We start from the raw sequence: 24,173 nt of genomic DNA, 5'->3' as shown, positions 1-24,173 counted from the left end.
TCATTGGCCCCTACCAACCGGTCCCCTTGGCACTGGGAGGCGCGGTCGAACGGGTGCTGTCCACGCTGGCGCCCTATTTCGTTGCACGCGGGCATGAGGTGACGATCGTCTCGCGGCGGTTTGGCGATTTCCCGCACGAGGAGACGAGGGACGGCGTCCGCTATATTCGCATCCCGTCATTCGATGCGCCGACATCCAAGGTTCTCTATCGTCTCTATGACTACGTATATTCCCGCCGCGTCGCAAAAATCCTTCCGGCCTCCGACGTCACGATCACCAACAGTGTTTTTCTGCCGCTGCTGCTGCCGCTCGATCGTGCCGGTCATATCTATGTTCACGTCGCGCGGTATCCGAAGCGACAGATGTGGCTCTACAGGAGAGCCTCCCGCATCCAGGCCGTGTCGGAAGCCGTTGCGGAAGAAATTCGGAGGCAATCGCCGTCCATTCAGGACCGCGTCATCTCAATACCCAATCCCCTGTCCGGGCCACTCGCCTCGCTCGCCCCGCCCGATGGCGAACCGCGCGCCAAGACCATCCTGTTTGTCGGCCGTCTTGCACGGGAGAAGGGTGTCCATCTGCTGATCGAGGCTTTCGCGCGGGGATCGAAAAGCGGTGCGCTCGCGCCGTATCGACTTCACATTGTCGGTCCCCACGAAATCCGTGAACAGGGCGACGGGGACGCCTATCTGGCCGAACTGAAATCGCTGGCCGAACCGGTTCGCGACCGGGTCACCTTCGAAGGCCCGGTCTTCGACCGCAACGCGCTTCGCAGCATCTTCATGGCCGCCGACATCTTCGTCTATCCCAGCATCGCGGAGCGCGGCGAGGCCTTCGGCGTCGCGCCGGTGGAGGCAATGGCCGCCCGATGCCGTGTCGTAGTGTCGGCACTCGAATGCTTTCGTGAGTATGTCAAGCCTGGCCGCAACGCTCTCGTATTCGATCATCGCGCCAACCCGGTCGGCGCGCTTCTCGATACGCTTTCGACCATCGTTCAGGACCCCAATCCCGGGGCGATGCGGGACGCAGCGGTGCAGACCGCGTCAAGGTTTCAGCCGCGCGCGATTGCCGACCTTTATCTGCAGGACTTCGAACGGGTCGTCCGCGGAGAGGCCCCAGGCATGCGCCTGGTTCTGCCGTGACCGCCGGCGCGTGGGCGCCGCTCCTGGCCGGGCTTGGCGACCTGCGGCTGGTTCTTGCGGGCACTGCGGCAGGTGCCGGTTTCCTCGCCTATCGTCGAGATTTCGAGCTCGCCCGCGCCTTCGTGATCGGCATTTTGCTTTGCATGGCGGCAACCGCCGCGCTGAAAATCATCGGGCTTGTACTCGAACACTGGCCGGCCGGCGCATTGATCGGAAGCCCCAGCGGACACGCCGCCCTCGCTACCGCGTTTGGCGGCTCGATCGCGCTTGTGCTGAGCCACAACCGGTCCATGGAAGTGCGCTGGTTTCTTGCGGGATGCGTCGCGCTTGCCATATCGGCCGTAGCATTCAGCCGCATCGACAATGGTGCCCACACGCTCTTCGAGGTCATGGAAGGGATTCTTGCAGGCCTGGCCGGGCTGGTGCCGCTTGCAATCCTGTTGGGCCGGTGCGGCACCGTGGAAAGTCAGGATGCCGTCCCGGCGTGGCCCTTCATCATGCTGCTGGTGCTGATTGTAGTCTTGCACGAAGGCCTCGGCTTGCGCGACCTCGATACCGAGGCGGTTGTGCGACTGCTCGCGAACATGCTTCCCGCCGCCTCGCATCACTGAAGTGTGAAAGCCGCAGTACTTCGCCTGCGCTCCTCGCGCGTCACGAAATCGCATCTGCAGAAATGCCCGCGAAAACCTCAAGAGCCGCATTGCAACGACGCGCTGCCCTCGTGCTGCCATCACTTTGCAACAAGCGTTAATACCATGCCGCTGCGGTCTTAACGATGTTCAGTAAGGTTTACGCCAAGCTCGGTTTGACCCTCCTTCCTGCCCGGCGCAATCGTGACTCTCAAAGAAAAAACGCGTCAATCAGTTGCAGGAGTATCTCATGCGCAAAGCCTTGGTTTGCGGTGCCGGTGGCTTTATCGGCAGTCATCTCGTCAAGAAGCTGAAGAAGGACGGGTTCTGGGTTCGTGGCATCGACCTCGTTCGTCCGCAATTCTCCGCAACTGCCGCAGACGACTTCATCGTCGGCGACTTGCGGGACCTTTCAACGGTCAGCGCCGCACTCAACATGCCGTTCGATGAAATCTATCAACTCGCTGCTGACATGGGTGGCGCGGGCTACATCTTCACGGGTGAGCATGACGCCGACGTAATGCACAATTCTGCCACCATCAATCTGAATGTGCTCGACACCTGCCGGCGCAACAAGTTTTCGGGCCGCATCTTCTATTCGTCCTCGGCCTGCATCTATCCCCTCTACAATCAGCTTGATCCTGACAATCCCAAATGTTCGGAGGACAGCGCCTATCCCGCCGCGCCGGACAGTGAATACGGCTGGGAGAAGCTCTTCAGCGAGCGCATGTACGCGGCCTATGCGCGCAATTACGGCATCGAGAGCCGGACCGTGCGTTATCACAACATTTTCGGACCGGAAGGGTCGTGGAACAATGGCAAGGAAAAGGCTCCGGCGGCGATCTGCCGCAAGGTAGCGGAAGCCGAGAATGGGGGCACAGTCGAGATCTGGGGCGACGGACTGCAAACGCGCTCGTTCCTCTACATCGACGAATGTCTCGAAGGAACGCTGCGGGTAATGCGTTCGGACTTCGCAGAACCGGTGAATATCGGCTCCGAAGAGATGGTCTCCATCAACAACCTCGCCACGCTGGTCGCCGAGGTTGCCGGCAAGCGGATCTCGATCCGCAACATCGACGGTCCGGTCGGCGTCCGCGGCCGCAACTCCGACAATCGGCTGATTGACGAAGCGATCGGGTGGAAGCCGTCGCAGCCACTGCGCGCCGGTATCGAGCGCACCTATGCCTGGATCGAACGGCAGGTGATCGAGGCACGCAGAGTTCGGGCAGCCTGAACCAGTCCGTCCGGTCATGCGTATTGTTATCAACGATTACTCAGGTCATCCCTTCCAGGTTCAGCTCAGCCGTGAGCTGGCCCGGAGGGGACATGATCTGCTGCACCTGCACTTCTCCGACTTCCAGACCCCGAAGGGAGATCTGGAACTGCGGGCGGACGACCCTTCAAGCCTCGCGATCGAGGGCGTTTCGCTCGGCGTGCCGTTCGAAAAATCGACCTTCGTCCGGCGGCGCCGACAGGAAATCGCCTATGGCCACGAGGCTTGCCGACGCCTGCAATCGTTCCGCCCGGACATCGTCGTCGGCTGCAACAATCCTCTCGATGCGCAACATGTGATTCAGAACTGGTGCGGCAATGCATCCGTGCCGTTCGTGTTCTGGCTGCAGGATTTGTACTCGATCGCCATCACCGAGGTGCTCAGCCGAAAATTCTCGCTGCCGGGCGCATTTGTCGGCCGCCACTACCAGCGGCTTGAAAGGCGGATGCTGCGGGCCAGCGCGGCGATCGTCGCGATTTCCAATGACTTTCTCCGCCAGTTGCAGGCGTGGAACATCGATACCGGCAAGGCGGTCGTGATCCCGAACTGGGCGCCGCTTGATGCCTTGCAGGTGCGCCCGAAGGTCAACCCATGGAGCCTGCGCACCGGGCTCTCCGATCAGTCGCTCGTCGTCTATACCGGCACGCTCGGCTTCAAGCACAATCCGCAGAGCCTCGTGCATCTCGCGGAAGTCATGTCGGCGCGCGTCAATACCCGCGTTCTCGTGGTGTCCGAAGGACCGGGGGCGGACTATCTCACGGCCGAAGCCCGTGCGCGCGGCCTCAGCAACCTTGTGGTGCTGCCGTTTCAGCCGATGGCCGAATATGCCGACGTTCTCGGTGCAGCCGACATCCTGATCTCCATCATCGAGCCGGACGCGGCGCGCTTTTCCGTTCCATCGAAGGTATTGTCTTATCTGTGCAGCGGCCGGGCGCTTGTGCTTTCAGTTCCGGCCAGCAACCTTGCCGCACAGACGGTCACCGCCTGCAAGGCGGGCATCTCGGTCGAACCCCACGATCAGCAGGCATTCGCCGCCGCTATTACGCGGCTGCTCGACGATCCGGATGAACGCGCAGCGGCGGGCCGCGCGGCGCGGCGCTATGCCGAGCAAACCTTCGACATCGCGAGAATTGCCGACCGTTTTGAGGCGATCTTCGATCGCGTGACCGGAATGACCCCCATCGCAGTGGCAGCGGAGTGATGTCAGGCCTCCAGAGACAACAACGCAGCGCGGACGCGACGATCGAGCGGGCGCTGACGCCGAGCATCACGGCGATCATCCTCACCCGCAACGAGGAGATGCATATCGCGCGCTGCATCGCCTCAATCCGTCCGGTCGCGCGGCACATCCTCGTTGTCGATTCGTTTTCCAGCGACCGGACCGTCGAGATCGCGCGCGAGAATGGCGCAACCGTCAAGCAAAATCCCTTCAGGAACTACGCAACCCAATTCGCCTGGGCGTTGTCGCAACTCGAAGCCCAGACCGACTGGATCATGCGGATCGACGCCGACGAGCAGTTCGACGATCGGCTGCGCCAGGCAATCCTCACCAAGGTCCCGAAGGCCTCGGATGACGTTGTCGGCTTCTCGGTCTGCCTGCGCGAGCATTTCTTCGGCCGTCCCATCCGGTTCGGCGGTCGCGCCATGCATCTTCTGCGGCTCTGGCGCTTCGGGCGCGCTCGCATCGAGCAGCGCTGGATGGACGAGCACATGGTACTGGACAGCGGCAATGTTCAGGAACTCGACGGCCTGCTGCTGCACAGCAACGAGAAGCCCCTGACCGAATGGATCGCCAAGCACAACGCATATTCCAACCGCGAGGCGATCGATGTCCTCAACGACCGATATCGCTTTTTCGAAACCGGAGGCGGAAAACCGGAGGCAAAACCATCGCGATTGCGCGCGCTCTATTACTCGATCGGGGGCCCGCTCGCACCTCTCCTGTATTTCGTCTATCGCTACATCGTGCGCCTTGGATTTCTCGATGGGCGAGAAGGATATCTTTATCACTTCTTGCAAGGCTATTGGTACCGCACGCTCGTCGCGACCAAGCTCCTGGAATTCGAGCGTCTGATCCACGGCTGCGAAACCAACGAGCAGCGCCTCGCGCTCCTGCGTCGTAACACCGGCCTGGAACTGTGATGGCGCGGGTCGAAGAGGCATGAACAAGTTCGAAAAGTTGATGATGATTGCGGCGCGTCCCGCGCTCTGGCGCCCCTTCCTGAGAGGAGCGGTCGCAAGCATGGAGCATCACGCCGCGCTGCACCGCCTGGACCTCAGGACCTGCATCGATATCGGCGCCAACAAGGGACAATTCTCGGTTCTATGCCAGTATCTCTTTCCCGGCATCCGCATTTTTGCGTTCGAGCCGCTGCCGGATGTCGCAAAACGCTGCGAGGCAGCCATTGGCAATGCGAACTCACAGGTCCATGTCCATGCGCTGGGTGCGATCGATAACCGCTCCCAGTTCTATGTCACCGAGCGCAGTGATTCCTCTTCGCTGTTGCTTCCGGGCATTGCGCAGGAGCGTGCCTATGGCAGCCGCGTAGCCGGCGCGGTGGATGTCGACGTTCACAGGCTGGACGGCGTGATGACGGCGGCGCAGATCGCGCGACCGGCACTGATGAAACTTGACGTTCAGGGAGCGGAGCTTGACGTCCTGGCGGGATGTGGTTCGCTGCTTCGGGACGTCGACTACATCTATCTCGAAGGCTCTTTCGTTGAATTGTACGAAGGTCAGGCCCTGATCACCGATATCGTCACCTTCCTTGACCGTGAGGGCTTCGCGTTCCGCGGCGTGTACAATACCTCCTATACCCGAGACTACGGAACGACCCAGGCAGACTTTCTGTTCGAACGCGTTCCGCGCCCGGATGATGTGAAGGACACCCGGGCAACGATTGCGCAGCCGGTGGATCGAGGCTTGATCCCGGCATGAATATCGTCACGTCCGCCGACGATTTTGGATATGACGAGGACACCACCGAACGCACCATCGCCTGCTTCGAGGATGGCATCCTTACCGGGGCGTCGATCATGGCGAACATGCCAGCGACCGAACGCGCCGCGGACTATGCACGCGCTCGCCCGGAATTGTGTTTCGGGGCGCATCTCGTCTTTTGTACCGATACGGTCGAGAAGCCGCTTTGCGATCCGCGTTTGATCCCGGCAATCACGGCGCCTGGCGGATCGTTTCTTCCGTCAAACCGGGTGCGGCTTCTCGGCCTGATGGGACGCATTCCGCCCGCGCAGGTCGCCGCGGAAGCCACCGCACAGCTCAGCCGGCTCTCCGACCTTGGAGTCAAGGTCCGCTACGTCGATTCGCATGGACACCTGCACAAGATCCCGTGCTTTCAGCGCGCGCTCGCAGAAATTCTTCCCCGCTTCAATATCCGCGCGGTTCGGCTGGCGCAGAACGTCTTTCTTGAAACCGCCGGCTTTCGACCGATGTCCTATCTTTATCCGATGTTCAACGGCGGCCTGCGCCGCCGCTTTGCAACGACGGCTCACTTCTACATGCCGGAGACGGACGGCGCCACGAACTGGCCGCGCGCGCTGCTTCAACGGCTTCCGCAGCTGAATGGTACGATCGAGGTTGGAGTACATCCCGGTCGCGCGACCGGATGGCGCGCCAGCGAGGAGCGCGACATCAGGCGCTTTGTGGCAGCGGCGCGCGCGGCTGGGCATCGGGTGCTGCCGCTGCTTCACTAGCCGGCTGCGCGGAAGCGGTACCGTAACAGCGCCAGAACGTTTCCGCCCAGATTTCCGGGGTCAGGTCGCGGGCGAGTTGCCGGCTTCGCGCGCCGAGCGCCTTCAGTTCGGTGCGGTCAAGCGCTGCCATCCTACCCAGAGCCTCGGCGATTGCAGCCTCGTCCACACGGTCGAGCAGAAGCCCGTTCCAGCCGTGACGCAGCACGATGTCGCCCGATCCCACCGCGGCAGAGCTGATCAGCGGCAGTCCGGCGCTTGCGGCCTCGTGCAGCACCACGCCCCACGGTTCAATCTTGCTCGGCAATATGAAGCAGGATGCCTCGCGAAAGGCCGCGGCCAGTTCAGCCGGCTGCTTGAATGGCTTCAACTCAATTCCGGCCTCGCCACGCACCGTTGACTCGAGCGGGCCGGTCCCGATGATGTCCAGCGGCCACGGATTGCGCGTTCGGCTGCGGTAGAGACGATAGCCCCGCACCAGTTCCTCGATGCCCTTGTCGTCGACGATGCGGCCGGCGAACAGAAATTTCTCGGGATACTCAAATGTTGCACATTGGGCGGAGAATAGCGGCCAATCGCACGACAGATAGCCTTCGTAGATCCTGCTATGGGCGAAGCCGAGCTTGGCCGCAAATCGGCGCTGCCGCGCGCCGGAAGCGAAAACCACGTCGAAACAGGGATGCAACATGACGGGCGAGGCCGCCAGGCCGCCGACCTGCTTGAGCTTCCAGCTCCATTGATTGTCCATCGAGAGCGCGCGGACGAAGCGTCCGGCATTCTCTCGCATCGCCCGCATGTAGCCGCGATAGTTCCAGCCGGATACCACGACGATGTCCGGCTGAACCCGCTCAAGCAGTTCCTTCACCTCGGCGTAGGTGGGCTCGTGCTCGGTCAAGACGAATTCGTCGACGCTTCGGCCGAGCGCGTCAAGATTGAACAGCCTGATTCGGGACTGCGGATCGAGCATCGGATCCGGAACCATGACCCTGACTTCGGACGGATGCGCGGCCTTGATGGCCTCGACCGTGGCAGCCATGTAGCCGGTCCACTGACCCCAGAGATATACGATCTTGATCGGCACGCGGTACTCTTTGAAATGCGGTGGCGCTGAACTGCGATCTAACCGGACTTCCTCACGCGGTTCGAGACATTTCCACGAAAGGCATTAACGAGCGACAGCGCGCAAGATCGTTAACGGTCCCAACCAGAGCCCGCTTTCGTGCATCGCGAATTGTGTCCGATTCAAGATAGGCACCGGCTTCCCTTCGGTAATACTAACAAGCCATTGCTCACGACGTCCCCCAAAAATCCTGCAAATACATCCTCAACAATCGGTTTACGACGGAAAGAGACGTTAGTGAAAAGGCAGTCGCCAATGCGAGTTCCGCGGCACGCGACACCGGGACCTGAGGCAGCCGTTGCCCGCTTCGCGCGCGCGCGGCGGCAAGAGACAGGGACATGTCTCGCAATGCAGTCAAGACGCTCCGGATGAACATCGCGCCGTCATATCTTCACCTCGTCCGACAGGAGCCCCGTACGCGGCGGCGGGCCGCAATTTCCGCGCCCGGGCTGAGCGCTCTCCTTCTGTCGATCGAGGCCGGCACCGTGATCGCGCTCGCACTGCTGTCGGGCCTGGCCTATCATTTTTTCGCCTACGGCAGCGGCCACCTGTCACCGCTCTATCTTCAAGTCGGCATCATTGCCGCATCGATCTATGCGGTAGCGAATGTCGCACGTCGCGATTACAACATCGGCAATGTTCTGTCCGGCGACTTCCAGTGGCGCCGGATCCTGATCCACTGGCACGGTTCATTCTTCTGCCTGCTTGCGCTCGGATTCCTGGCTCAGACCAGCGTGGACTATTCGCGGGCGTGGATGGTCATCTTCTACCTCTCCGGTCTCGTCATTCTCGGCCCGCTTCGCCTGCTGCTCATGAGGGCAACCATCGCGGCAAGCCGCTCGGGAATCGTCGCAGCCAAGCGGATTTTCCTGGTCGGCGCCGAGCCCCGTATCAGCGCCTTTCTAGCAAAATATCAGCCGGAAACCCTCGGGATCGAGGTGACCGGCTGGTTCCTGCTGCCGCTGATGCCAGGTCCGCTGAATCAGGAGAGCGTTGCGGTCCTCAAGCGCGAACTCGAACATGCTGTCGCGCAGGCGCGCGAGACGCATCCCGATGCAATCTTCCTGCTTGCACCCTGGACCGCATCCGATGCTGTGCTGCACGGAGCAGAGAAGTTCGCGTCGTTGCCGGCCGAATTGCATGTCGGACCGGACCGCCTGCTGGAGGATTTCAGGAACGCCGAACTCCACAAGCTCGGCCCGATCCATACCATTCAGCTGACCTCGACGCCGCTCGGTCTGTTCCAGCAGGTCAGCAAGCGGATTTTCGACATCGTGATGTCGTCGGTCGCGATCGCCATGTTGTCTCCGCTGATGCTTGTGATCGCCATTCTGATCAAGCTCGAAAGCCGGGGTCCGGTGTTTTTCCGGCAACGCCGCTTCGGATACAATCAGGCAGAATTTCGCATTATCAAGTTCCGTTCCATGAGCGTCATGGAAGACGGACCAGCTGTCCCGCAGGCGATGCGCGACGATCCGCGTGTGACACGGGTCGGTCGCTGGTTGCGGCGGTGGAATCTCGATGAATTGCCGCAGCTCTTCAATGTCCTGAAGGGCGATATGTCGCTGGTCGGACCCCGGCCGCATGCCATCGCCCACAATCTCGAATACGCGCCGCAGATCAATTTCTACGCGCGACGCAACAATGTGAAGCCGGGAATCACGGGCTGGGCCCAGGTCCACGGCTATCGCGGCGAAACCGATGCGTTCCTGATGCGCAAGCGCGTGGAATACGACATCTACTATATCGAGAACTGGTCTCTGACCCTGGATATCCTGATCCTGATACGGACCGTTCTCTCTCCGAAGTCCTACCAGAACGCATATTGATCGAGCGCAGCAGCGCCGGATTCGGCTCGTTTGCCGATTGTCCGTGGATTCAGACGAGCTGGTACCAGACGTCCCGAACGTTGACGAACTCGAACGCCGTTTCGGGCTGGACTACCAGCGGCTGACCCGTTCTGGTCTTGATGTGACGGCCATGGACGATGGTGGCCGCCACCGTTCCGCCGACGATGACCACGCGTTGACCGCGCGTGCCCCTGAAATTGGCGATGCGGGTCGCCGCGGCGTTGCGAAGCTCGAGGATCGCGAGATTGTAGACCTCGATTTCCTCGCTGCCGATCGTCACAGCCACAGAATGCACGTTGTTGCCGTTCAACGGCCCCGCCGATTTGGTGTCGAACGCGGCGATCTTGTGCCCGAAGGAGGTGCACCCAATCAGATTGTTGATCCTGCGGTTGCCATCCCTGCCGGGATCATCGCCGTATTCCTCGAAGCCGAAGGTGACGTTGCCGTCGTATCCTTCCAGGTGATTGCGGCAATTGGTGAAGGTGTTGTGCGCCGCGGCGAGAAGATACCAGCCCGGCCAGCCCACGGCCTTGCCGGACTGCATGCCTTCGAGTCCGCAATTCAGCGCGATGCAGTTCGAAAACTGGCTGCGTGTCCCTTCGATAAACCAGCCGTGCCTGGCATTGAGATCCGAACGGGTATTTTCGATGCGATTCTGCTGCGATGAGGCAGCAATCCGGATGCCGCCTTGCCCGACCTCCGCCACACAGTCGGTCATGAAGGTGTTGGCACCGATGATGTATATGCACCAGTTGTTGTCATCCGGCTCAAGGATTTGTCCGAGCCGGGTTCCAAGGCCGCCGGCAATTTCGACGTTGAACAACGTGCAGTCATGAGCACCGACAGTCAGGACTCCGCTGACCTTGGAACGCGGCACGCGCAGGCAATTGTCCGCGAACACATATTCCAGATGATGGACGAGCCCGCCTTCGGCAATGAGGATGCCTTCATCGGCAAATCCGTTGAAGTCGCAGCGGCTGACGAAATTGCCGATGCCATGCAGCCTCAATCCCACGCTCGGGCTTCGGTCCGTGACGCCGCGGAAGCTCAGACCATGGACGCTGGAATCGCGGACATCCTGCGGCACCGTCAGCAGCGTCCCGATGCTCCTCGCGCGCAGGATGGAGCGCCGCTGCAGCCCGTTGAGGTCCACATTCGGTTTCAGCACGATCCCGATGCAGCGATAGTCTCCGGGCGGAAACTCGACGACCCCGCCGCCGGCGGCGGACGCACGATCGATAGCGGTCTGGATCGCTCGCGAATCGTCGCTCGCGCCGTCACCCCTGGCACCGAACTGACGGACGTCGAATGTCGCACCGGATCGCCCGTCTGTTTCCGCACGTTGCGCGTGCGCAGCCGCCAGCGGAACCGCCGCGGCGGACATGCCGATCGTCGTACCCCGTATCATGTTCAGAAAGGCGCGCCGCTTCAGCGACGCGGGCTTTTCCGGGCGGGCGATTTTGTCCTGGCCCCGCTTCATCACAGCAGCAGCGCGATGCTGATGAACGCGGCGGACACAATCAGCGCGACCGAAATCGACAAGGCTGCCAGCAGGATCACCGTCGGCCATCGCCCGCTCGGCCGCTCGGCCGTATTCACCGTCCTGGCGAGAGGCGCGCCGCTATCTTGACCGGCCTGATCGTGCGCGAGCATCAGATTGTTGCGCGCCGCGATCAGGCGATCGACCGCCCGCTCCGCTCGCTCCCACTCCGCCCTGCCGGCGGGCAAATCGGAGGACATGATACCCATTCCTGAACGCAAATCCGTGATTTCGCGGGACGTTATTCGAACTGGATCGGCGGCTCGACGAAAATGACCTGTTAGCGTTAATCGCGGCCGCTCATGCACTTTCCTCGCGATTCGCATGCGTCACGTGCACGAACTTGACGCCGACATGCGACGCTGAACGCCAGATCACCTGGCACTTGCGAATGCGGATCACGCCGCCTTTCAGCAGCAGCGTGAAGTGATCGGGAACATTCTGCGGTTCATCGACGCGCAGCCGCGCTCCTCGCTCGGAAATTTCATCGAGATGCCAGGGGCGCTGCGGCGTTCCGTCCCCGATCTCTGTGCAGTGATAGACGTTTACGGGGCGCATGGGACAATCGCTCCTCCGAAGGGCGGAGTGGATGCGGCTTTGGAACTGGTATTTCGGCCGAGCCTGGCAGCACAAGCCAATATTCCGGTTGTAGTGAATCGCAGCGGCCGGGCTGCGTATTGACAATGAGGCGGGACGGAAGACAAGCTGTGGACGTTAAATGCGCATAAGGGCGTTAATCGCCCAATCACGGGAGTGAAGCAGCGATCCGGGAATTGCGCGCATCGATCGCAACGTCTCTGGAGCCGTCCGCTCCTTGGCTGTGTGAGCGAGGATGCGTGCGCCGAGCACCGCACACGTCAAAGCAAGTCAAACGGGGGGAAATGCCAAATGAAAATGCGAGTCTTCGCCCTTGCCTGCGTCTCGATACTTGCGGTGGCGCCCGCTGCGGCGCAGCAGCAGCCGTGGCCCAGCAAACCGATCCAGATGGTCGTCTCGTTCGGCGCCGGTGGCACCGCCGACATCATCGCGCGCATGATTGCGGAGGAGCTTTCGCCGGTTCTCGGCCAGCCGGTGGTGATCGAGAACCGGCCGGGCGCCGGCGGAAATCTCGGCGCGTCTGTGGTCGCCCGTTCTCCGGCGGACGGCTATACCCTGCTGATGAGCGGAAGCCCGACCCATTCGGTCGGACCGCACCTGTTCAAAAATTTGTCCTACGATCCGATGCGCGACGTTCCGCCGGTCGCCATGATTGCAATCGCCCCCAATCTGCTCGTGGTCAATCCGAAGCTTCCGGTCAATTCGGTCAAGGAACTCGTGCAATATGCGCGCGAGAAGCCCGGCCAGCTGACATTTTCCTCCGCCGGACCCGGAACGTCCGGCTACCTTGCGGCAGCGCTGCTGAAGGATAATGCGAAGCTCGATATGGCGCACATCCCCTACAAGAGCGGACCCGAAGCCGTGACCGGAGTGCTGTCGGGCGATGTCGGCTTCATCTTCTTCACGCTGCCGGCGCTGCTGCCGCAGGTGGAATCCGGCAAACTGCGCGCACTGGCGATCACGGGGCGCGAGCGGAGCCAGCTGGTTCCGAAGGTGCCCACCGTGGCGGAATCCGGCTTCTCCGATTACGAGGTGCTGGCGTGGTTCGCGCTGTTCGCCCCGCGCGGAACACCCGAGCCGGTGGTGCAGCGGCTCGCCTCCGAAATCGAGAAAATCCTGAAGCGCCCCGATATCAGGGAAAAGATGGCCAAGCTCGGCGCCGAGCCGCGCTTCATGAATCCGAAGCAGCTCACCGATTTCGTCGCGGTGGAATCGCCGAAATGGGGAAGATTGCTGAAGGACTCGAAGGCCGAGAAATAGGACGAATTGACCCGCCGATGCGTCTCGTCGAACATTCGCTCCATGCCTACCGCTTGCGCTATGAGCGGCCGGTGACATGGAGCGACATCGTCGAGGACGCCGCGCCCTTCGTGCTGCTGCGTCTGGTGTCGGATGACGGAGCGGTCGGCGTCTCCGAGATCACCGTCAAGCCGACCTGGTGCGGTTTCACCCCGCGCAGCCTGATTGCGGCGATCGAAGATATCTTCATTCCACTGCTCCGAACCCTCGACCTCTCCGATCCGATGCAGGTGCGGCGGGCACTCGACCGCATACCGGAAAACCTCGCCGCCAAGGCGCTGATCGACAATGCCTGCTGGGACCTCAGTGCCGCGCGAGACGGCCGGCCGCTCTGGCAACAATGGGGAGGAGTGCAGCACGTCGCGCTGTCCTTCGCGGTGACACGGCAACCGCCGCAGGCCATGGCCCGAGAAGCCGAAACGATGGTGGACCGGCATGGCTTCCGCACCATCAAGGTGAAGGGAGGTCAGGGTCTGGCGACCGACATTTCCGGCATCCGGGAGATTCGACGGGCGGTCGGCGACGCGGTCACGTTGTATGTCGATGCCAATGGTGCCTATCCTCTTGAGCAGGCTTTCGACTACGCGACCGCCGTCGCCGACGCCGGTGTGGCGGTGCTGGAAGACCCCTGCCCGCTCGATCCGGATTCGGAATTCGCCAGACTGAGGGCGCATTGCCCGATTCCCCTACTGGTCGATTTCGGCTGCTGGTACCTGCGGGACGCGAACCTGTTTGTCGCGCAGGGCGCGCAGGCGCTCAGCACCAAGCCGGGCCGCTTCGGGCTCTCCGATTGCCGGCTGATGCAGCAGGGCGTCGAGCAGGCCGGAGGCCGCGTGGTGGCGGGCCTCATGGGCGAGAGCACGCTCGGAACCGTTGCGGGGCTGCAATTCGCCGCAGCGGTGCGGGACCCGCTGCTTCCAGCCGAACTCACATGGTTCCACGCCATGACCGATCGGATCACGAACCTTCAGCCGCAAATTGTCGACGGCGCGATGGCGCTACCGGACACACCGTCTGTCGCCTCGCTGGTCGACTGGGCCGCTGTCGAACGTCTGAGCTTATAGCGCGGCGGTGCGGCCGGTCGGTCCCGGCAAGGATAGATGCTGCGAAGGCCCGGATACACCGCGCGATTGCAGTGCGCGCTCCAGATTGCCGGCCGTCTGAAGCAGCAGCGGGAGATGCTCTTTCAGTGCTTTCGCATTCCCGGTGCCATAGCTCGCGACATTGATTGCGCCCAGGATTCGTCCGCCGGATCCGCGGACCGGGGCGGCGATGCCGGCAACGCCCTCAAGCATGTTCGATACCAGTGCCCAGCCCTGCTTTCTTGCCTTCTCGACCGAGGTCCTGATGTCCTTCACGACGCTGGCCGGCTTGTTGAACGGGGCACCGCGCAGGGATTTCAGATATTGCTCGAATTCGGGCTCCGGCCATCCCGACAGAAGCGCATGCCCGAGCGAAGTGGCGAATGCCGGAAGGCGCCCGCCGATGCTCACGGAAATCTGCAGTATCTTTTCGCTCGGACAGCGCGCCACGAACAGAATCTCGCTCTTGTCCAGTACGGCGAAACTCGAAGACTCACGCGTGCGTGCGGCCAGATCGTTGAGGAATGGCTGCACCAGCCGGTCGATCTGCATCGAGGAGATGAACGCATAACCGAGGTCGAGGACCTTGGGCTGCAGATAGAAGCGGTCCTCGTCGGAGCCGAGATATCCCAGCTCCTTCAATGTCAGCATGTAACGGCGCGCGGCCGCCCGGTTGAGACCGGTGCGCCTGGCGACGTCGGTTGGACGCAGCGAGGCCGCGGTCGCGTCGAATGCACGGATCACAAGCAGTCCGCGCGCCAGCGACTCGGAATACCAGCTCGGTGGGTTGTCTGCTCGGCTCATGGCTTCGGCTGCAAGGGGCAGCGACGGCTTAATATGGAACGTCCTGTTTGACAACGACCGGCCTGCCCGCCGCGCGTCACGACGGCGTCACCGTCGGGGACAGGAGAATGAAGTTCCGAGATTTCAGGCAAGGCCGATCTGAGCCATGGCGCGATGCTCCCCTGTTCACCGTCCCCAGCCGGAACGGGCATTGACAAGCTGCAAGGCCGTGGCCATGCTTGAGCGATAAAAAAAAGGTAGAGCGATTATCGCCCAAGTGCGATCTTCGCACAAGGGAGCGAGGACACTCGCGCAGGGATGCCGCGCAGCCGTTGCGACAACAGGGCCGGAAGAGCTGAGCGATGACGCAGCCACTCGCGGGCATTCTCGTGATCGAGCTCGGAACCATGATCACCGCGCCGTTGGCCGGCATGATGCTGGCCGATCTCGGCGCGCGCGTGATCAAGATCGAGCATCCCGATGGCGGCGATCCGTTCCGCAACTATCGCGGCGATCTCTATAGCCCGCATTTCGCCGCCTATAACCGCAACAAGGAAAGCGTCCAGCTCGATCTGCAGAGCGACAGCGGGCGGCTCGCCCTGCATCGGCTGATCGCGAAGGCGGACGTGCTGCTCGACAATTACCGTCCGGGCGTGCTGGAACGGCTGCGTCTCGACGAGGAAACGCTGTCAGGGCTCAATGCGGCGCTGATCCGGTGCTCGATTACGGGATTTGGCCCGGACGGCCCTTATCGCGATCGTCCCGCTTACGACTCGGTCGGGATCGCGCTCAGCGGGCTTGCGAGCCTGCTGCTGGATCCCGACGATCCGCATGCCGCGGGTCCCACGATCGCCGACAACGTCACCGGGATGTATGCATGCTACGGCATTCTCGGTGCATTGCTGAACCGGGCGCAGACCGGAAACGGAGCGCGGGTCGAGACCAGCATGCTCGAGGCGTCCATCGCCTTCATCCCCGACACCTTTGCCAATTACACCCAGCTCGGCATTTCAAGCACGCCTTATACGCGGGTTGCCGCCTCGCAATCCTACGCGCTCCGATGCGGTGACCGGCGGATGATCGCGGTTCACCTGTCGTCTCCCGACAAGTTCTGGAATGGTCTCCTTGCAGCGATCGGCCGCCCGGAGCTTGCCCGCGACGAGCGCTTCCGCACCCGTGATCGGCGCGTGACCCATTATGCGGCGCTGAAAGCGGAACTTGCCTCAAGCTTCAAGACCCGTCCGCGAGCCGAATGGTGCCAGCGGCTGGAGGCGGAAGATGTGCCCTACGCGCCGGTCTGGTCCGTGCCGGAAGTCTTTGACGATCCGCAGGTCGCGCATCTTGGCACGTTCTACGAAATGCATCGGCCGGGTATTGGCCAGGTCACCGGAATTCAACGTCCGGTACGGATTGATGGAAAGCGCGGGCCGAGCCGCATGGCCGCGCCTGAACTTGGCGAGCATACCGAGGCGATCATGACCGAATTCGATCTGGCTTGAGCGCCGCGGTCGGGCCGCAACATCGAGCAAGCGCATGATCACCATCGGAGATTTCTACCGCCGCAATGCCAGGCATGATCCCGACGGCATTGCGGTCATTTTCGGCGAGCAGAGGGTCACGCATGCGGAACTGCTCGCCCGGGTGCAGCAAGCGTCGCGGCGGCTCGCCGGACTGAAGCTCACGCATCAGGACCGCTTCGCGATCCTTGCAAAAAACTCGCTGGAATATATCGAACTCTACGGCGCGGCCGAAAGCACCGGCTTCGTCGCGATCGCGATCAATTACCGGCTGGCCCCCGACGAGATGGCCTATATCGTCAACGATTCCGCTCCGAAGGTGCTGCTTTTCGAGGAGGAGTTTGCCCCCGCCGTCGAGCGATTCAGGGACCGCATCGCCCGCGACACCATCTTCGTGTGCATCGGCAGGCCTCCGGCCTGGGCGCACGCCTACGACGGCTTGCCGCTGGCAGACGCAGACACGGTGCCGCGTGCGAACGGCCACGACATCGCGTATCTGATCTATACCAGCGGCACCTCCGGCCGCCCGAAGGGCGCAATGCTCGATCAGCAGGGGCAGCTGGCTTTCGGGCGCGTGGTCGCCGAAGAAACCGCTCTGCGCGCGACCGACGTGTCGTTCATCGTCATGCCGCTCTATCACGTCGGCGCCAAGTGCAATCAGCTCGCCGCGCTGTATCGCGGCTGCACGCTGCTGATGATGCGCGAATACCATCCGCGGCAGGCGGCCGAGACGCTGGCGCGCGAAAAGGCGACGGTCGCTCATCTGGCCCCCCTCATGGTCAACGATCTGATCACGCTCGCGGGTGAGGAAAAGTTCGATCACCGCAGCCTGCGCCTCGTGCAATATGCTTCCGGGCCGATGCCGGTCGCGCAGCTTCGCAAGGCAGTGGCGCTCTACGGCCCGATCTTCATGCAGCTTTACGGAATGACCGAGGCCGGGACGATCACCTGCCTCTATCCGCATCAGCATGTGCTGGAGGGACCGGAGCGGCTGGTGCGCCGCCTCGCCTCCGCCGGCGTGCCGCCGCCATCGGCGGCCATCAAGGTGGTCGACGACACTGGACGGGAGTGCGGCGTCGGCGAACCCGGCGAGGTGGTCGCGCATACTCCGAGCCTGCTGCGTGGCTACTGGAACAATTCGATCGCTACGGCCGAGTCGCTCGGCGACGGCTGGCTGAAGACCGGCGACGTCGGCTGGTGCGACGAGGATGGCTTCCTGTTCATCGTCGACCGCAAGAAGGAAGTCATCATCTCCGGCGGCGAGAATATCTATCCGCGCGAAGTCGAGGAGGCGCTGCACTTCCATCCCGAAGTGGAAGATGTGGCGGTCATCGGCGTTCCGGATGAAAAATGGGGCGAGGCGGTCAAGGCCTTCGCGGTGACAATCGCCAACCGGACCGTGACCGAAGACGAGCTGATCACGTTCTGCAAGACCAAAATCGCGAGCTACAAGAAGCCGAAAAGCATCGAGTTCGTAACGGCGCTGCCGCGGCTTGCCAACCACAAGATCGACAAGAAGAAACTGCGGGAGCCTTACTGGCAGGGCCGGTCGCGTGGTGTCTGAACTGCCCGACGCCTCAATGCGCGACGCGTTGTCAGTCTAGGCCGCGCATGTTATTATGGGCGAATAAAGATATATTGGGCGATTATCGTACGGATTGCCCAATCCTGGCGATGGCGCAGCGGCCGCGCATACTGCCGCTTCGTCGCAAAAGCACGGCAACGGAGCAGTCCATGCAATACGAAACGCTTCTCGTCGAAGTCGCGAACAAAGTCGCGACGATCACGCTCAATCGTCCCGGGAAAAAGAACGCAATGAGCCCGCGACTTCACGAGGAGATGACGCACGCGCTGGAAGCGCTGCGATATGACGACAATGTCGCCGTCATCGTGATCACCGGCGCCGGCGAATCCTTTTGCGCCGGCATGGATCTCAAGGAGTTCTTCACCGATCTGAAGGGCAAACCGGCCGAATATGACCGCATCACCCGCCTTGCGGTGGAGTGGCGCGGCCGGACCCTGCGCTATTATCCGAAGCCGACGATCGCGATGGTGAACGGCTTCTGCTTCGGCGGCGCGTTTTCGATCGTCGAGGGCTGCGATCTCGCGATCGCGGCGGAAGAAGCGACATTCGGGCTCTCCGAGATCAATTTCAAACTGTTTCCGGGCGGCAGCGTCAGCAAGTCGCTGGCCAATCTGCTGCGTCCGCGCGACGCGCTCTGGTACGGCATGCTCGGCCGTCCGTTCGACGGCCGGGTGGCCGCACAGATCGGCTTCGTCAACATCGCGGTTCCACTCGCCAGGCTGCGCGAAGAGACCATGACCGTCGCGCGCGAGATCGCGAGCAAGGACCCTCTCGCCCTGAAGGCGACCAAGGAAGGCTACCGCTTCTCGCTGGAGATGAGCTGGGACGCCTCGATGAGCTTCACCTCAGCCAAGGAATTCGAACTGGTCGCGCGGCAGAACGATGCCTGGCGGACCGAAGGCATCGCCGATTTTCTGAAGGGCGAATACAAGCCCGGTCTCGAATCTCACGACCGCAAGCGCGCCTGATGCTGACGCCCGCCGAGGGTCATCGCGCGGAACTGCCGACAGAGGCGGAGCTCGAAGCTTTCCGCAACAACCTGCGACGCTTCATCGAGCGGGAGATCCTTCCGTTCGAGCGGCGCACGATGAGCGAGTCCGAACGGCGGCATATCCAGGAAAAGGCGCGAGCGGCCGGGTTCTGGATGCCCGACATACCGGAGGCTCTCGGCGGACAGGGGCTTGGATTTCTCGGCATGTCGGTATTCTGGCACGAGGTATCGCGCACCATCGCCATTCCGTCGCGCGATCATTCGATCTTCGGGCCCGTGACCGGTCCGATCCTGATGTCGCTTGCGGGCGAGCAGCGACGCCGGTTTCTCGATCCGGTCCTTCGCGGCGACAAGACCTCCTGCTTCGCCCAGACCGAGCCCGACGCGGGATCGGACCCCGCCGCGATACGGACCCGCGCGGTGCGCAGGGGTGATCGCTACGTGATCAACGGCACCAAGCGGTTCATCACCCATGCAGAAAAGGCCGACTTCGTTCAGCTGATCGCCTGCACGGACCCGCAAGGGGGCGCACGCCACGGCATCTCATGCTTCCTCGTGGACATGGATACACCGGGCCTCGTGATCGCCACGCGTCATCCCACCATGATGGGCGATGCGCCCTGCGAGCTGGTGTTCGAGAACGTGGAAGTGCCCGAAGCCAACCGAGTGGGCGCCGAGGGCGAAGGCTTTACGGTGGCGCAGCGGTGGCTGAACGAGGGCCGCATCCGGCACGGCGCCCGCGCCTGCGGCGTCGCCGAGCGTTGCCTGGAAATGGCCATGGACTATGCGCGGCAGCGCAAGACCTTTGGCGAGCCGCTCTCCGAACGGCAGGGCGTGCAATGGATGCTCGCGGATTGCGCCATCGAACTGCATGCCACGAAACTGATGGTGCGTGACGCGGCAGCCAGGCTCGATGCCGGCGAGGATGCGCGCACCGAGACCTTCATGGTGAAAGTCTATGGCGACGAGATGGGATTTCGGGTCGCCGACCGCTGTCTGCAATTGCATGGCGGCATCGGGCTGACGACCGAGCTTCCGATCGAGAAGTTCTGGCGCGATCAGCGCAGCTTCATGATCACGGAGGGACCGACCGAAGTGCTGCGTACGGCGCTGGCGCGCCGGTTGCTGCGGGAGAGCAAAGGATGAAGACACGCAAGCCTCTGAAGTCCGCGATGGGCTGGAGCACACGCGACCGCATCACCGTACGCGGTCACGATCTCCCGAGTGAACTGCTCGGCAAGGTCGATCTCGGCGGGATGGCGTTTCTCGAGATCAGGGGACGGCTTCCGGACGCCCGCGAGGCCGAGACATTCAACGCGGTGCTGATCACGCTGGTCGAACACGGCATGACACCGCAGGCGATCGCCGCCCGGCTGGTCAATCTGGCGGCACCGGAGGCCTTGCAGGCGGCGGTCGCAGCCGGCCTCTGCGGCGTCGGCAGCGTTTTCGCCGGCGGGTCCGAACAGACCGCGAAAATGCTGCAGACCGCCTTCGATGGTCCTTCGGATGCCACGCCGCTGCCCGAGCTTGCGGCGCGCATCGTCGATGCCTTTGTCGCCCAGCGTCAGCCGATCCCGGGCATCGGGCATCCGCTTCACAAGCCGATCGATCCGCGAACACCGGTGCTGTTCGCGATTGCGGAGCGCAACGGCTTTCGCGGCCGCCACATCGCCTTGCTCGAGCAGATTTCCGACCGCGCCGCGTCCCGCCTTCAGCGCGAACTGCCGATCAACGCGACCGGTGCGATCGGCGCGATCCTGAGCGAACTGGATTTCCCGTGGCGCATCTGCCGCGGCATCGCGGTGATCTCACGTGCCGTGGGACTGGTCGGACATCTTGCCGAAGAAATGCGAAATCCGGTCGCCCGCGAGATCTGGGAGCGGGCCGAAGAAGAGGTGTTCGAAACCAGAGACCCATAGCCACAAAACATCAAAGGGAGGAAACAATGAAAAGCAGATTTTGGCTTGCCGCCGCTGCGTTGCTGCTGGCTTGGCATTCCGCATCCGCGCAATCATGGCCGACGCAACCGATCCGCTGGATCGTGCCCTATCCGGCCGGAGGCGGGACCGATCTGCTGGCACGCGCGCTTGCACCTCAGCTCGAAAAGTCTCTCGGCCAGCCGATCGTGGTCGAGAACAAGCCTGGCGCATCGACCGTGACCGGTACGGCGGCGCTGACCCAGGCCGAGCCGGATGGCCACACGGTCGGCATGGTGTTCGATTCGCTCGCAATCAACGCCGCCTTCGACATGAAACTCCCGTACGATTCTGAGAAGGACATCACGCCGGTGATCGAACTGGCGCGCGTACCTCTCGTGCTGATCGTCAACTCGCAGCTCGTACCGATGAAGTCGCTGCCGGAGCTGATTGCGCACAGCAAGGCCAATCCCGGCTGGTTCACCTTCGGTTCGCTCGGGCCCGGGAGTCCGCATGAGGTGGGCTTCGCCTGGCTCAAAACGCTGACCAAAATGGATGCGCTGATCGTGCCCTATCGCGGCGTAGGGCCCGCGCTGCAGGATCTCGTGGCGGGCCAGATCAAGGGCATGTATCTGGGTGTCGCGGTCGCCGAGGAATTCATCAAGGCGGGCAAGTTGCACCCGATCGCGGTCTCCTCGCCGGAGCGCCTCAAAAGCGCGCCGCAGATTCCGACCGTGGCGGAGCAGGGCTATCCCGGATACGATTTTGTGACCTTCTACGGGCTCGCAGCTCCCAGGGGCACGCCGGCGCCGATCGTTCAGCGCCTCAACCAGGCCGTCAATGATGCGCTCAAGTCACCCGAAATCCGGGCGCGGATCGCACCGACGGGCGCGGAGTTGGTCGGAGGCACGCCGGAAGCGTTCGGCATCATGCTGAAGAACAACCTGGGCAAGATGAAACAGATCGTTTCATCGGCCGGACTGAAGCGGTAGCGGCTGTCCGGGAAGGCGCGGGGACTTACAGGCCCGCGCCGACCTGCTGCAGGCGGTGGATCGCGGCCCGGATGCGCTGAATTCGCGCCGCGAATAGCGGCTCGTCAGATTGCGCCGCGAGCGCGATCTGGATTTCGGCGGCGAGGAAATTCAGTTCGTCAGCGAGCTGCGGATGCGAGGTGAAAAGTCCTCGCTGCAGCTTGGTGCAGGCCTTGATTGCGGCTTCGGCGCGGTCCTTCCAGAGAGCCGGGGACGGCGCCGCTTCACAGACCGGCGCCGCGCTTTTGCACACGTCGCGCAGCATGTGCAGGAGCTGTTGCCGCCCGGTGGCGCTGCCGTCGATGATCCGATCCGTCATCTGCACTCGCTCGGTGCTGTGTCGCGGCGCATGCGCTCGGACACGATCCGATCCTGGTCGTCGTATGCGAGCCGTTCTGTCCCGATCCGCCGACGGCGTCAACGCCGATCTGGGGGATTGCGATCTCAATCACACTCCGCCGGAATGCTCGGCAGCACGGCGCGCTGATCGGGCGGAAACCGGTTCAGCGCGATCTGCAACTGGCGCGCCTCTTCTTCGAGGCCGATCCAGCGCAGCTTGCGGATCAGCTTCACAAGCTCGGCGGAGGTGATTTCCTCCGGCGCGAATCCGGCCGCCTGCGGCGGCTCCTGACTACGCTCCATCGCGGTGTCGGACTGGCCGGGATGCTTGCGCTCCATGACATTTCTCCCTGTCCACGTTTCTTGGTCGTTGCGTCGCCGCTGCTGTTTCAGCGATGACGAATTCGGATCGGCATCGAGACTCATGTACCGGAGCCACGGCCGGGCGACATGAGCCGGTTCATCGAGGCGACGAATTTCTGGCCGTCGGCAAAGAACTTCTGGCTGTCCTTGGTCATCGTCTCGATCCGGCGAGCCATCCACTCCTGATAGGCCTTCGCCGCATCGGGCAGCGTTCGCGCCGACGAAAGCTTGCCGGCGAGGTCCGATGCAAACTCACGCTCCGTCTCCATGCGCGCGAGCCAGTCCGCGTTCGCCTGCTCGATCAGTTTCGCGAGTTCCCGCTGCATCTCGATCAGCGCATCGGTTTGCTCCTTTCCGAGTTTGGTGAACTCGGCGGCGTTGAAAGCCGGCAAGGTCCATTTCGTCCCCGTCTCATCCATCACTGCTTCTCCTCGACAACGGATTGATGTATTCAGCAGCTTGAATTCGTGTTGGTCTTGACCCTGGTCAAGGCCACGACCGCCGATACCCGAAATTCATGATCCGACTGTGTCGGCGATCCCTGAAACTGGCCTCAAGCGCAATGTCGTCCATTTTTTTATTGCGGACGCAATGATCGGCGCCGAGTTTGGTTTACCTGATAGGCAAGTGGCCGAAGGAGGATCTCATGCGTATCAATTCAATTGTAGCAACAATTGCGATGTGCACCTGCGGCATTTTCATATTCGCCTGGAACGGGATGCCGGAACCGGTAAGCGACAGCCTTTCGATATTGCAGCGCAGCACCGACATTTCGGCAGCAAAGCGCAAGCGGTCGGGTCCGTCGCGCCCTGTCGCGCCGCAGGTCCACCCGCGAGGCATGGCCGATCCCTCGTTCGGGCCGGACGGCAGGCTCTATCCGGTTCCCGAATATCTCCGCAACCAGTGCTATTACGATGACGGTTACGGGCGCTTTTCTCCCTGCTCGAACCGAAACTGATCGGATCGGCACGTCTGGTGATCCGGATGCAGCGGCTGTCTGCGCGACATCCGAGTTGTCGCCGCGATCTACGTAATCCTCCCTAGGGGCGATAACGGGCTTTCTGCGCACTGATCTCTTCTGGAAGATGCGGCGTCCGCGTGACGCCGCCACAGGAGGGACGCAATGAACGGCTCGCTTTATGGTCTCGACCGTGACGCCCACATCAAGGTCCTGTCTGTTGCATTATGTGCAGCAATCGCGGTGGTGAGCGTAGCGCCCGTGTTGCATTGACCCGGCCCTATCGTGAAACGCGATACGCATGCCGCGAGCGGCTGGCGCACCAGTGGCGCCAGACTTGTCCTGGTCCTGTGCCCGTTGCTGCTTGCGGATGCGGCGCTGGCGGGGCCGTTCGAGGATTGCACGCAGCAACACCGGTCGCGCCTGAGACTTGCGGGATGTGGTCAGGTGATC

General features: G+C 62.5%; 25 protein-coding genes. 17 read left to right on the top strand and 8 right to left on the bottom strand.

From position 1 onward, the window contains the following. The 7 genes from AB7F49_RS28915 to AB7F49_RS28885 all read left to right on the top strand — a co-directional run. Positions 1–1,139 (top strand): glycosyltransferase family 4 protein (locus AB7F49_RS28915; RefSeq protein WP_428528887.1); only part of this gene is annotated, 1,139 nt, incomplete at its 5' end. Continuing rightward, entirely contained in the window at positions 1,136–1,750 is a 615-nt protein-coding gene (locus AB7F49_RS28910; protein WP_428528885.1) for a phosphatase PAP2 family protein, read from the top strand. The genes AB7F49_RS28915 and AB7F49_RS28910, both read left to right, overlap by 4 nt. Positions 1,751–2,018: 268 nt before the next feature. Next, positions 2,019–3,002, top strand: coding sequence for an NAD-dependent epimerase/dehydratase family protein (locus AB7F49_RS28905; RefSeq protein ID WP_428528883.1), 984 nt, complete (start codon positions 2,019–2,021; stop codon positions 3,000–3,002). A gap of 16 nt (positions 3,003–3,018) precedes the next feature. Further along, on the top strand, positions 3,019–4,242 hold the full coding sequence (locus tag AB7F49_RS28900; RefSeq protein ID WP_428528881.1) for a glycosyltransferase family 4 protein: 1,224 nt from the start codon (positions 3,019–3,021) through the stop codon (positions 4,240–4,242). Further along, complete coding sequence (locus tag AB7F49_RS28895; protein ID WP_428528879.1) at positions 4,242–5,183, top strand: glycosyltransferase family 2 protein; 942 nt, start codon at positions 4,242–4,244, stop codon at positions 5,181–5,183. Before AB7F49_RS28900 ends, AB7F49_RS28895 begins: the two co-directional genes overlap by 1 nt. A gap of 19 nt (positions 5,184–5,202) precedes the next feature. Next, positions 5,203–5,979: an FkbM family methyltransferase gene (locus AB7F49_RS28890; protein WP_428528877.1), complete on the top strand. Its 777-nt coding sequence runs from the start codon at positions 5,203–5,205 to the stop codon at positions 5,977–5,979. After that, on the top strand, positions 5,976–6,752 hold the full coding sequence (locus tag AB7F49_RS28885; RefSeq protein WP_428528875.1) for a carbohydrate deacetylase: 777 nt from the start codon (positions 5,976–5,978) through the stop codon (positions 6,750–6,752). The genes AB7F49_RS28890 and AB7F49_RS28885 overlap by 4 nt, the downstream gene beginning before the upstream one ends. On the opposite strand, the gene AB7F49_RS28880 is transcribed toward AB7F49_RS28885, so the two are convergent. After that, entirely contained in the window at positions 6,691–7,830 is a 1,140-nt protein-coding gene (locus AB7F49_RS28880) for a glycosyltransferase family 4 protein (protein WP_428528873.1), read from the bottom strand. The two genes, AB7F49_RS28885 and AB7F49_RS28880, sit on opposite strands and share 62 nt — an antisense overlap. Positions 7,831–8,207: 377 nt before the next feature. On the opposite strand from AB7F49_RS28880, the gene AB7F49_RS28875 reads away from it, so the two are divergent. After that, entirely contained in the window at positions 8,208–9,698 is a 1,491-nt protein-coding gene (locus tag AB7F49_RS28875; protein ID WP_428528871.1) for an undecaprenyl-phosphate glucose phosphotransferase, read from the top strand. Between the two features lie 49 nt (positions 9,699–9,747). On the opposite strand, the gene AB7F49_RS28870 is transcribed toward AB7F49_RS28875, so the two are convergent. From AB7F49_RS28870 to AB7F49_RS28860, 3 genes are all read right to left on the bottom strand, one after another. After that, positions 9,748–11,199, bottom strand: a complete 1,452-nt coding sequence (locus AB7F49_RS28870) for a glycosyl hydrolase family 28-related protein (protein WP_428528869.1) — start codon at positions 11,197–11,199, stop codon at positions 9,748–9,750. Next, positions 11,199–11,459 (bottom strand): hypothetical protein, encoded by a 261-nt coding sequence (locus AB7F49_RS28865; RefSeq protein ID WP_428528867.1) that lies wholly within the window; start codon positions 11,457–11,459, stop codon positions 11,199–11,201. The genes AB7F49_RS28870 and AB7F49_RS28865 overlap by 1 nt, the downstream gene beginning before the upstream one ends. Positions 11,460–11,559: 100 nt before the next feature. After that, positions 11,560–11,817, bottom strand: coding sequence for a PilZ domain-containing protein (locus AB7F49_RS28860; protein ID WP_428528865.1), 258 nt, complete (start codon positions 11,815–11,817; stop codon positions 11,560–11,562). A 330-nt stretch (positions 11,818–12,147) separates the two neighbouring features. Between AB7F49_RS28860 and AB7F49_RS28855 the strand changes: the two genes are divergently transcribed. Then, complete coding sequence (locus AB7F49_RS28855) at positions 12,148–13,116, top strand: Bug family tripartite tricarboxylate transporter substrate binding protein (RefSeq protein WP_428528863.1); 969 nt, start codon at positions 12,148–12,150, stop codon at positions 13,114–13,116. Positions 13,117–13,133: 17 nt separating this feature from the next. Beyond that, positions 13,134–14,219 carry a mandelate racemase/muconate lactonizing enzyme family protein gene (locus AB7F49_RS28850; protein ID WP_428528861.1) on the top strand — a complete coding sequence of 362 codons (1,086 nt, stop codon included), beginning with the start codon at positions 13,134–13,136 and terminating at the stop codon, positions 14,217–14,219. Here AB7F49_RS28850 and AB7F49_RS28845 read toward each other — a convergent pair. Continuing rightward, positions 14,214–15,041: an IclR family transcriptional regulator domain-containing protein gene (locus AB7F49_RS28845; RefSeq protein ID WP_428528859.1), complete on the bottom strand. Its 828-nt coding sequence runs from the start codon at positions 15,039–15,041 to the stop codon at positions 14,214–14,216. The genes AB7F49_RS28850 and AB7F49_RS28845 overlap by 6 nt on opposite strands. Positions 15,042–15,382: 341 nt before the next feature. On the opposite strand from AB7F49_RS28845, the gene AB7F49_RS28840 reads away from it, so the two are divergent. From AB7F49_RS28840 to AB7F49_RS28815, 6 genes are all read left to right on the top strand, one after another. Beyond that, positions 15,383–16,519, top strand: coding sequence for a CaiB/BaiF CoA transferase family protein (locus tag AB7F49_RS28840; protein WP_428528858.1), 1,137 nt, complete (start codon positions 15,383–15,385; stop codon positions 16,517–16,519). Between the two features lie 34 nt (positions 16,520–16,553). Further along, the gene (locus AB7F49_RS28835; RefSeq protein ID WP_428528856.1) at positions 16,554–18,101 is read left to right on the top strand and encodes a class I adenylate-forming enzyme family protein; all 1,548 of its coding nucleotides are present in this window, start codon (positions 16,554–16,556) and stop codon (positions 18,099–18,101) included. Positions 18,102–18,271: 170 nt separating this feature from the next. Continuing rightward, positions 18,272–19,090, top strand: a complete 819-nt coding sequence (locus AB7F49_RS28830; RefSeq protein ID WP_428528854.1) for a p-hydroxycinnamoyl CoA hydratase/lyase — start codon at positions 18,272–18,274, stop codon at positions 19,088–19,090. Beyond that, entirely contained in the window at positions 19,090–20,259 is a 1,170-nt protein-coding gene (locus AB7F49_RS28825; protein ID WP_428528852.1) for an acyl-CoA dehydrogenase family protein, read from the top strand. Before AB7F49_RS28830 ends, AB7F49_RS28825 begins: the two co-directional genes overlap by 1 nt. Then, positions 20,256–21,032 (top strand): citryl-CoA lyase, encoded by a 777-nt coding sequence (locus AB7F49_RS28820; RefSeq protein ID WP_428528850.1) that lies wholly within the window; start codon positions 20,256–20,258, stop codon positions 21,030–21,032. The genes AB7F49_RS28825 and AB7F49_RS28820 overlap by 4 nt, the downstream gene beginning before the upstream one ends. 26 nt (positions 21,033–21,058) lie before the next feature. After that, positions 21,059–22,021, top strand: a complete 963-nt coding sequence (locus AB7F49_RS28815; RefSeq protein WP_428528848.1) for a Bug family tripartite tricarboxylate transporter substrate binding protein — start codon at positions 21,059–21,061, stop codon at positions 22,019–22,021. Positions 22,022–22,046: 25 nt separating this feature from the next. Here AB7F49_RS28815 and AB7F49_RS28810 read toward each other — a convergent pair whose 3' ends face one another. From AB7F49_RS28810 to AB7F49_RS28800, 3 genes are all read right to left on the bottom strand, one after another. Next, positions 22,047–22,379, bottom strand: a complete 333-nt coding sequence (locus tag AB7F49_RS28810) for a hypothetical protein (RefSeq protein ID WP_428528846.1) — start codon at positions 22,377–22,379, stop codon at positions 22,047–22,049. Between the two features lie 125 nt (positions 22,380–22,504). Then, a complete protein-coding gene (locus tag AB7F49_RS28805) occupies positions 22,505–22,738 on the bottom strand; it encodes a hypothetical protein (protein ID WP_428528844.1) in 234 nt (77 codons plus the stop codon). A gap of 83 nt (positions 22,739–22,821) precedes the next feature. Continuing rightward, positions 22,822–23,181, bottom strand: coding sequence for a phasin family protein (locus tag AB7F49_RS28800; RefSeq protein WP_428528842.1), 360 nt, complete (start codon positions 23,179–23,181; stop codon positions 22,822–22,824). A 227-nt stretch (positions 23,182–23,408) separates the two neighbouring features. Here AB7F49_RS28800 and AB7F49_RS28795 point away from each other — a divergent pair, with 227 nt between their 5' ends. After that, complete coding sequence (locus tag AB7F49_RS28795; RefSeq protein WP_428528840.1) at positions 23,409–23,720, top strand: hypothetical protein; 312 nt, start codon at positions 23,409–23,411, stop codon at positions 23,718–23,720. Positions 23,721–24,173: the final 453 nt, after the last annotated feature.

This window comes from Pseudorhodoplanes sp. (assembly GCF_050250235.1).
GTDB lineage: Bacteria > Pseudomonadota > Alphaproteobacteria > Rhizobiales > Xanthobacteraceae > Pseudorhodoplanes.
The sequence above is the reverse complement of the archived record's forward strand: the minus strand, read 5'-3'. Positions and strand labels throughout refer to the sequence as shown.

Bases quoted from the DNA above. Each gene is read 5' to 3' on its own strand.
- AB7F49_RS28905 (WP_428528883.1), top strand. From the start codon at position 2,019: ATGCGCAAAGCCTTGGTTTGCGGTGCCGGTGGCTTTATCGGCAGTCAT.
- AB7F49_RS28900 (WP_428528881.1), top strand. From the start codon at position 3,019: ATGCGTATTGTTATCAACGATTACTCAGGTCATCCCTTCCAGGTTCAG.
- AB7F49_RS28895 (WP_428528879.1), top strand. From the start codon at position 4,242: ATGTCAGGCCTCCAGAGACAACAACGCAGCGCGGACGCGACGATCGAG.
- AB7F49_RS28890 (WP_428528877.1), top strand. From the start codon at position 5,203: ATGAACAAGTTCGAAAAGTTGATGATGATTGCGGCGCGTCCCGCGCTC.
- AB7F49_RS28885 (WP_428528875.1), top strand. From the start codon at position 5,976: ATGAATATCGTCACGTCCGCCGACGATTTTGGATATGACGAGGACACC.
- AB7F49_RS28875 (WP_428528871.1), top strand. From the start codon at position 8,208: ATGTCTCGCAATGCAGTCAAGACGCTCCGGATGAACATCGCGCCGTCA.
- AB7F49_RS28870 (WP_428528869.1), bottom strand. From the start codon at position 11,199: ATGAAGCGGGGCCAGGACAAAATCGCCCGCCCGGAAAAGCCCGCGTCG.
- AB7F49_RS28865 (WP_428528867.1), bottom strand. From the start codon at position 11,459: ATGTCCTCCGATTTGCCCGCCGGCAGGGCGGAGTGGGAGCGAGCGGAG.
- AB7F49_RS28860 (WP_428528865.1), bottom strand. From the start codon at position 11,817: ATGCGCCCCGTAAACGTCTATCACTGCACAGAGATCGGGGACGGAACG.
- AB7F49_RS28855 (WP_428528863.1), top strand. From the start codon at position 12,148: ATGAAAATGCGAGTCTTCGCCCTTGCCTGCGTCTCGATACTTGCGGTG.
- AB7F49_RS28850 (WP_428528861.1), top strand. From the start codon at position 13,134: ATGCGTCTCGTCGAACATTCGCTCCATGCCTACCGCTTGCGCTATGAG.
- AB7F49_RS28845 (WP_428528859.1), bottom strand. From the start codon at position 15,041: ATGAGCCGAGCAGACAACCCACCGAGCTGGTATTCCGAGTCGCTGGCG.
- AB7F49_RS28840 (WP_428528858.1), top strand. From the start codon at position 15,383: ATGACGCAGCCACTCGCGGGCATTCTCGTGATCGAGCTCGGAACCATG.
- AB7F49_RS28835 (WP_428528856.1), top strand. From the start codon at position 16,554: ATGATCACCATCGGAGATTTCTACCGCCGCAATGCCAGGCATGATCCC.
- AB7F49_RS28830 (WP_428528854.1), top strand. From the start codon at position 18,272: ATGCAATACGAAACGCTTCTCGTCGAAGTCGCGAACAAAGTCGCGACG.
- AB7F49_RS28825 (WP_428528852.1), top strand. From the start codon at position 19,090: ATGCTGACGCCCGCCGAGGGTCATCGCGCGGAACTGCCGACAGAGGCG.
- AB7F49_RS28820 (WP_428528850.1), top strand. From the start codon at position 20,256: ATGAAGACACGCAAGCCTCTGAAGTCCGCGATGGGCTGGAGCACACGC.
- AB7F49_RS28815 (WP_428528848.1), top strand. From the start codon at position 21,059: ATGAAAAGCAGATTTTGGCTTGCCGCCGCTGCGTTGCTGCTGGCTTGG.
- AB7F49_RS28810 (WP_428528846.1), bottom strand. From the start codon at position 22,379: ATGACGGATCGGATCATCGACGGCAGCGCCACCGGGCGGCAACAGCTC.
- AB7F49_RS28805 (WP_428528844.1), bottom strand. From the start codon at position 22,738: ATGGAGCGCAAGCATCCCGGCCAGTCCGACACCGCGATGGAGCGTAGT.
- AB7F49_RS28800 (WP_428528842.1), bottom strand. From the start codon at position 23,181: ATGGATGAGACGGGGACGAAATGGACCTTGCCGGCTTTCAACGCCGCC.
- AB7F49_RS28795 (WP_428528840.1), top strand. From the start codon at position 23,409: ATGCGTATCAATTCAATTGTAGCAACAATTGCGATGTGCACCTGCGGC.